The 4,024-nt window shown below is 59.5% G+C and carries 3 protein-coding genes; all 3 read left to right on the forward strand.

The annotated features are described in order from the left end of the window. Positions 1 to 738, forward strand: a 738-nt coding sequence (locus ACM6IT_RS23010; protein ID WP_414918749.1) for a carbon starvation CstA family protein, incomplete at its 5' end; no start/stop codon positions are given. A gap of 2 nt (positions 739 to 740) precedes the next feature. After that, positions 741 to 938: a YbdD/YjiX family protein gene (locus ACM6IT_RS23015; RefSeq protein ID WP_034150399.1), complete on the forward strand. Its 198-nt coding sequence runs from the start codon at positions 741 to 743 to the stop codon at positions 936 to 938. Between the two features lie 345 nt (positions 939 to 1,283). Continuing rightward, positions 1,284 to 3,539, forward strand: a complete 2,256-nt coding sequence (gene katG, locus ACM6IT_RS23020) for a catalase/peroxidase HPI (protein WP_414918750.1) — start codon at positions 1,284 to 1,286, stop codon at positions 3,537 to 3,539. The last annotated feature ends 485 nt before the right edge of the window (positions 3,540 to 4,024 follow it).

Genomic DNA, 4,024 nt, shown 5'->3' on the forward strand with positions numbered 1-4,024 from the left:
GGTGCGCCGACCCTGGCGGTCGGTATCGCGCAGATCCTGCACAGTGTTCTGCCGGGCGAGAACACCATGGCGTTCTGGTACCACTTCGCGATCCTGTTCGAAGCGCTGTTCATCCTGACTGCCGTGGATGCCGGTACCCGCGCCGGTCGCTTCATGCTCCAGGACTTGCTCGGCTCCTTCGTGCCGGCGCTCAAGCGCACCGAATCCTGGACCGCCAACCTGGTTGCCACCGCCGGTTGCGTGGCCATGTGGGGTTATCTGCTGTACCAGGGCGTGATCGATCCACTGGGCGGCATCAACACCTTGTGGCCGCTGTTCGGCATCTCCAACCAGATGCTGGCCGGTATCGCGCTGATGCTCGGCACCGTGGTGCTGATCAAGATGAAGCGCCAGCGTTATGTGTGGGTGACCTTGCTGCCGGCCGTGTGGCTGCTGATCTGCACCACCACCGCAGGCTTCATCAAGCTGTTCGACGCCAACCCGGCGATCGGCTTCCTGGCCCTGGCGAAGAAGTACAGTGATGCCCTGGCCAATGGTCAGGTGCTGGCCCCGGCCAAGAGCATCGACCAGATGCAGCACGTGATCTTCAACGCCTACACCAACGCGACCCTGACTGCGCTGTTCCTGTTCGTGGTGTTCAGCATCCTGTTCTTCGCACTCAAGGTCGGCATCGCTGCCTGGGGCACCAAGGAACGCACGGACAAGGAAGCGCCATATCAAGCGCTGCCGGATGCCTGATCATGTTCAATGACCTGAGTCGCCTCGGTAAATACCTCGGTCAGGCCGCGCGCCTGATGGTCGGCATGCCCGACTACGACAACTACGTCGAGCACATGCAGACCAAGCACCCGGACAAACCGCTGATGGACTACGAGGCGTTCTTTCGGGAACGCCAGGAAGCCCGTTACGGCAGTAAAGCCGGACCGAAGTGCTGTTGAGTGAGACAAAAAACCGGCTGAAACAGGCCGGTTTTTTATTGGGTGCAGTAACGGCCTGGACATTTCGGGGGCCGTGGCGATTCGAATCGTCGCCACCACTTTTGTCCCGGGTCATGGAAGCTTTGCAAACCTCCTGACTGATTTGAGCTGTTTATCAGCTATCTCCCCCAGATGAAGCGACAGTTTCCCCGTCCGGTACTTTAATGGATGGTCTGGAGCAACTGATCACTGGGCTGTCATAGCCTCAAGGCTATGGATCCCATACCGAAAAGCTATTTCTTCAATCGGTGATCCGGATCCACGCTTAAGGATGGTTAGCTGAAAACAAAATCAAGAGGAGATGCCATGTCAACTGAATCGAAATGCCCGTTCAATCACGCCGCTGGCGGTGGCACTACGAACCGCGACTGGTGGCCGAACCAACTGAACCTGAAGATCCTGAGTCAACACTCGCCCAAGTCTGACCCGCTGGGAGGCGACTTCAACTACGCCGAAGCCTTCAAGAGCCTGGACTTCCAGGCGCTGAAAAAAGACCTGACTGCGCTGATGACCGATTCCCAGGACTGGTGGCCGGCGGACTTCGGTCACTATGGCCCTCTCTTTATCCGCATGTCCTGGCACGCCGCAGGCACCTATCGCACCGGCGATGGCCGGGGTGGCGCCGGTTCCGGCCAGCAACGCTTTGCACCGCTCAACAGCTGGCCGGACAACGTCAGCCTCGACAAGGCCCGCCGGCTGCTCTGGCCGATCAAGCAAAAGTACGGCAACAAAATCTCCTGGGCCGACCTGATCGTCCTCACCGGCAACGTCGCACTGGAATCCATGGGCTTCAAGACCTTTGGTTTTTCCGGCGGCCGCCCGGATGTCTGGGAACCGGACGAAGACGTCTACTGGGGTTCTGAAAGCAAGTGGCTGGGCGGTGACACGCGCTACGGCAAAGAGGACAAACCGGCACAGAAACCTGGCGACGTCCCGCTCGTGGCCGAGCCGGGGCGAAACGAGGACAGCCGGACCGACGAGGGCCGCAATCTGGAAAACCCCCTCGCCGCGGTGCAGATGGGCCTGATCTACGTCAACCCGGAAGGCCCGGAAGGGCAGCCGGACCCGGTCGCTTCGGCCAAGGACATCCGCGAAACCTTCGGCCGCATGGCGATGAACGATGAGGAAACCGTGGCCCTGATCGCCGGTGGCCACGCCTTCGGCAAGACCCATGGCGCCGGGCCTGCCGACAACGTCGGGCCAGAACCTGAAGCCGCTGGCCTGGATCTGCAAGGCCTGGGCTGGAAGAGCACATTCGGCACCGGCAAAGGGGCTGACACCATCACCAGCGGCCTGGAAGTGACCTGGACCACCACGCCGACCAAGTGGAGCAACAACTACCTGGAGAACCTGTTCGGTTTCGACTGGGAGCTGACCAAGAGCCCGGCCGGTGCCCATCAGTGGAAACCGAAGAACGGCGCCGGTGCCGGGACCATTCCGGATGCCTTTGATCCGTCCAAACGCCGTGACCCGACCATGCTGACCTCGGACCTGGCCCTGCGTTTCGACCCGATCTACGAGCCGATTGCCCGGCGTTTCCTGGCCAATCCCGAGCAACTGGCCGATGCCTTCGCTCGCGCCTGGTACAAGCTCATTCACCGTGACATGGGCCCGCTCTCGCGCTACCTCGGCCCGGAAATGCCGAACGAAGAGTTGCTGTGGCAAGACCCGATCCCTGCTGTCGATCATCCGCTGGTCAATGACAGCGATGTCGCCGTGCTCAAGGGCAAGATTGCGGCCTCGGGGCTGACAGTTTCGCAGCTGGTATCCACGGCCTGGGCGGCGGCTTCCTCTTTCCGTGGTTCCGACAAACGCGGCGGTGCCAACGGCGGGCGCTTGCGCCTGGAGCCGCAGAAGTCCTGGCAGGCCAACCAGCCAGAGCAACTGGCCCGCGTGCTGGCAAAACTCGAAAGCATCCAGAACGAGTTCAACAGTGGCGGCAAGAAAATCTCCCTGGCCGACCTGATCGTGCTCGCCGGTGGCGTGGGCGTGGAACAGGCCGCGAAAAATGCCGGCCACAGTGTGACGGTGCCTTTCACGCCGGGACGCATGGACGCCAGCCAGGAACAGACCGATGTCGACTCCTTCGGTTTCCTTGAACCGATCGCCGACGGTTTCCGTAATTACCTGAAGCAACAGTACCGTGTGCCGGCCGAAAAACTGCTGATCGACAAGGCACAACTGCTGACGCTCAGCGCCCCGGAAATGACGGTATTGCTGGGTGGGCTACGGGTATTGAACGCCAATGTCGGCCAGAGCAAGCACGGTGTCTTCACCTCACGGCCGGAAGCCTTGACCAATGACTTCTTCACCAACCTGCTCGATATGGGGGTGGAGTGGAAGCCCGTGTCGGATGCCCAGCAAGAGTTTGAAGGGCGTGATCGCAAGACCGGTGCAGTGAAGTGGACGGGGACCCGGGTTGACCTGGTCTTTGGTTCCAATGCGCAGTTGCGTGCGTTGGCCGAGTTCTATGCCACCGCCGATGCGCAGCAGCAGTTCGTCAAGGACTTCGTCGCTGCGTGGACCAAAGTGATGAACCTGGATCGCTTCAATCTAAAATAGGAGAAGTTGTCGTAACGTTGGTATTGCCGGCAAAAGTCTCCCGGCTCGCCCTCCGGCTCCTGCATCGGCGGAGGGCATTCATCGACCATAAACCTTGGCGATCGTGGTCCATTCTTTGTGGGCGAGTTGCTTGGCTACCCACATTGGACTCTCGCCCGCAGATAACCTTTATCTATCCGGTTTCTGGTCCGCCAGGTAGTTATTGGTCGATCCATATCAGGCACAACGCTGCGGCAGCGCTGAACATGATTGACTGTCGAGTTGGACTTTCTCCGACGAACGATATCGATTAAATAAAAAGGCCCGCTGATTAGGCGTAATGCTGTTCACTTAAGAGATAGACCAAACAATAAGCTCCCTCGCCACAGATACAGTGTTCGTCCTTAAGTGAGCTGCATTACGCCACTAAGCAAGCCCAGCACGTAAACGCCAATGCGATGAGCCAACAGGTTGATTACGATGTCGAAGATGAACTCCATTTTTGA

It is taken from the genome of Pseudomonas sp. IT-P4 (assembly GCF_949767755.1).
Classification (GTDB): Bacteria; Pseudomonadota; Gammaproteobacteria; order Pseudomonadales; family Pseudomonadaceae; genus Aquipseudomonas; species Aquipseudomonas monachiensis.

Bases quoted from the DNA above. Each gene is read 5' to 3' on its own strand.
- ACM6IT_RS23015 (WP_034150399.1), top strand. From the start codon at position 741: ATGTTCAATGACCTGAGTCGCCTCGGTAAATACCTCGGTCAGGCCGCG.
- katG (WP_414918750.1), top strand. From the start codon at position 1,284: ATGTCAACTGAATCGAAATGCCCGTTCAATCACGCCGCTGGCGGTGGC.